This window comes from Treponema endosymbiont of Eucomonympha sp. (assembly GCF_001028545.1).
On record NZ_BBPW01000111.1, the window covers coordinates 1 to 2,431 of the forward strand.

The following is a 2,431-nucleotide window of genomic DNA, read 5'->3' on the forward strand; positions in this document are numbered from 1 at the left end:
TATGACACGAACAAACTTCTCGATATGCTTAAGGAAGCGGATATAACAGCCGTCATCCCTCCGGTTAAAAGCCGGAAAGAGCAGAGAGCGTACAGTCATGAACTGTATCGGGCGCGGCACGTCATTGAAAACGTCTTCCGTGCCCTCAAGCGCTGGCGCGGAATTGCTACGCGCTATGCAAAGCTCACCGCTTCCTTCATCGCCGCCATTCATGTCAGGTGTTTATTCCTCTATCTTCCAGTCCACACTACCTGCATGAAGCCGGTCATCATGGCAAAATCGCAAGAGCCGACCTGCTCCAGTATCGCCTCCCTCGTCCGTGCGGTTTCCGCGACGACCCACCGCTTGTGCTCCAGCATTTCGTCGGCGATTACGGTGCCTCGGTCAACCATATCTCTCGCGTCGAATCCTGCGGCAATGAGCGCCACCTCCGTGTTTGTGTTGTCGGTTCCCAAATCGTCGGTTGCCGCAAGGTCATAGCCGCGCTCTCGGCGCCTTCGGCAAGCCGTCTGCTTCGCTCCAGCGTCGCCTGCCAGCTTGTTCAGCGTCATTTGGCGCAACACTTCCTGCGGGTACAGCGACACGCCTTTCGCCGCGATTCCGTGGTCGCCCGCAAATACACCCCTTTCCGGCGGCGCTTTGCCCTGTATCCGCGCCCATTTTCAGGCAGTACGCTTCCAGCTTGCCGAGGCTACCCGCGGCTTGGGCAGCGCGTCCAAATGCGCCTGCATGCGCGCTTCGATAGCGTTCATTCGTTCCTCCTTGCCGACGGGAACAGAGTGTATGCGGGACGGCTGAACCGCGCAACGCGGCGTTGCCCGTAGGCAACGACCGAATTCCTTGAAGGAACTCGACCCTTATCCGTGCGGAGCGCGAGTAAGGTGAAACACGGGCATGAAGCGAGACGTTTGGTGCGCACCAAAGGAGACGCTTGGCGGGCAGGTTTCAAAACCCGACACGGGCGAGAGGCTAAAGCTTGTGCGGAAGCTCCCGTTACTGTTCCGCATGTACGAGTAGTCTTCGGCGCTGCGGGACACTTGCCGCCCGTCGGAAGCAACAGACAGCAGTCTGTTTACGCCGGAATAAACCGCGAGAGAAAGCGCGGCGATACTCGCCGCACTGATATATTTCAGAACCGTTTTAACTCCCCCTCCGGCACGGAGACGGGAATGCACACGCTGTTCTTATGCTTGCGGGGCAAAACCACAGCAGTCTTTGTGCGCATAAATAAAAAGCTGACGAACATCGAAACGGACGCCGCCTCAGTGCTTCTTTTTGTCGTTCCAGAGCCGCTTCTCCAGCCGATTCCGTATCCAGTCAGGGAACGCCGGCAAGTCACTCCGGAAGCCTTTCCTGAGGGAAGGAAACGCGGCAAGCGGCTTTATGACGCGGCGGATTTCAGCGGGCAGCTTCGGTTTTTTGCCGCGCGCGCCCTCGCTGAAGCCGAACGCCGGACGGAACTGCCGCCCCTTTGCCAGCAGCGCCGCAACGTCCGCTTGGAAGGTTTTGAAGTTGAACAGCGCACACACCGAATGCGCCGCGTCCGCCACGATATAGGCGAAAAACGCTCCGGCGGCAAAGTGGGAAAGGTACGGACCGAGCGCTTTTATGCGGGTGAATACGGCGGGCTGAATGACCAGCACCAAGAGCGCCGCGCAGCACGCCCAATAGACGGAAAACCGCAGGCATATCCGCCCGCGCACGTTGAAACGCTCGCCGCGGTAGTCCCACAGCGTAACGCCGAATATCCGCTCCGTGAACCACGAGCCGGCGTATTCCAGCGCGGTGGGCGAAAGCAGCGTGATAAGCCACGCCGGAACCGGCGGCAGCGAGCGGGCTTCGGTGTTGACGGCGGTGATAATCACTGCGCCGAAGCCGTAAATCGGCACGACCGGACCGGACAGGAATCCGGCGTTCACCAAGCGTTTTTCTTTGCAGGAACGGTAGACGACTTCGATAATCCACCCGATAAACGCCATACTGCCGAAGTACAAGATATAGTGCAGGAGTTTTTCCGGAATCATTGCGCCCATACGACCCTCTTATATCGTCTCACGCATACAACTATAGCGCATATTTTAGGAGTGCGGCAAACTGATATGCCGCGTCCGCGTGCGTTGCGTATTCAGTGCGGCGAACCTTTGCGCTGCCGTCCGTCTGACGGACAACGCGGAGGCGTTTCACGCGCTCGCCTCTCTTCGCAGCGTGACAGTGCGCGAGGCGGGAACCGACGGGACGGAAAAGCTTGCATGAAAAGCGTTTATGCACACTGCCTAGGTAGCGTGGACTGGAAGGTAGAGGAATAAACACCTGACATGAATGGCGGCGATGAAGGAAGCGGTGAGCTTTGCATAGCGCGTAGCAATTCCCCGCCAGCGCTTGAGGGCGCGGAAGACGTTTTCAATGACGTGCCGCGCCCGATACAGTTCAT

Annotated in this window: 4 protein-coding genes and 1 pseudogene; 2 read left to right on the plus strand and 3 right to left on the minus strand. The window is 58.5% G+C overall.

Translation table 11 applies throughout. The annotated features are described in order from the left end of the window. Positions 1-216: pseudogene (locus AWU74_RS12690) on the plus strand (transposase); the annotation flags it as partial. Between the two features lie 14 nt (positions 217-230). Here the strand turns inward: AWU74_RS12690 and AWU74_RS12695 are convergent. Beyond that, positions 231-650, minus strand: coding sequence for a nicotinate-nucleotide--dimethylbenzimidazole phosphoribosyltransferase (locus tag AWU74_RS12695; RefSeq protein ID WP_162504848.1), 420 nt, complete (start codon positions 648-650; stop codon positions 231-233). 612 nt (positions 651-1,262) lie between these two features. After that, entirely contained in the window at positions 1,263-2,033 is a 771-nt protein-coding gene (locus AWU74_RS05035; RefSeq protein ID WP_062328260.1) for a putative ABC transporter permease, read from the minus strand. A gap of 79 nt (positions 2,034-2,112) precedes the next feature. On the opposite strand from AWU74_RS05035, the gene AWU74_RS11625 reads away from it, so the two are divergent. Then, positions 2,113-2,253 carry a hypothetical protein gene (locus tag AWU74_RS11625; RefSeq protein WP_187150854.1) on the plus strand — a complete coding sequence of 47 codons (141 nt, stop codon included), beginning with the start codon at positions 2,113-2,115 and terminating at the stop codon, positions 2,251-2,253. Positions 2,254-2,273: 20 nt separating this feature from the next. On the opposite strand, the gene AWU74_RS10395 is transcribed toward AWU74_RS11625, so the two are convergent. Continuing rightward, on the minus strand, positions 2,274-2,426 hold the full coding sequence (locus AWU74_RS10395) for a transposase (protein ID WP_438816356.1): 153 nt from the start codon (positions 2,424-2,426) through the stop codon (positions 2,274-2,276). Positions 2,427-2,431: the final 5 nt, after the last annotated feature.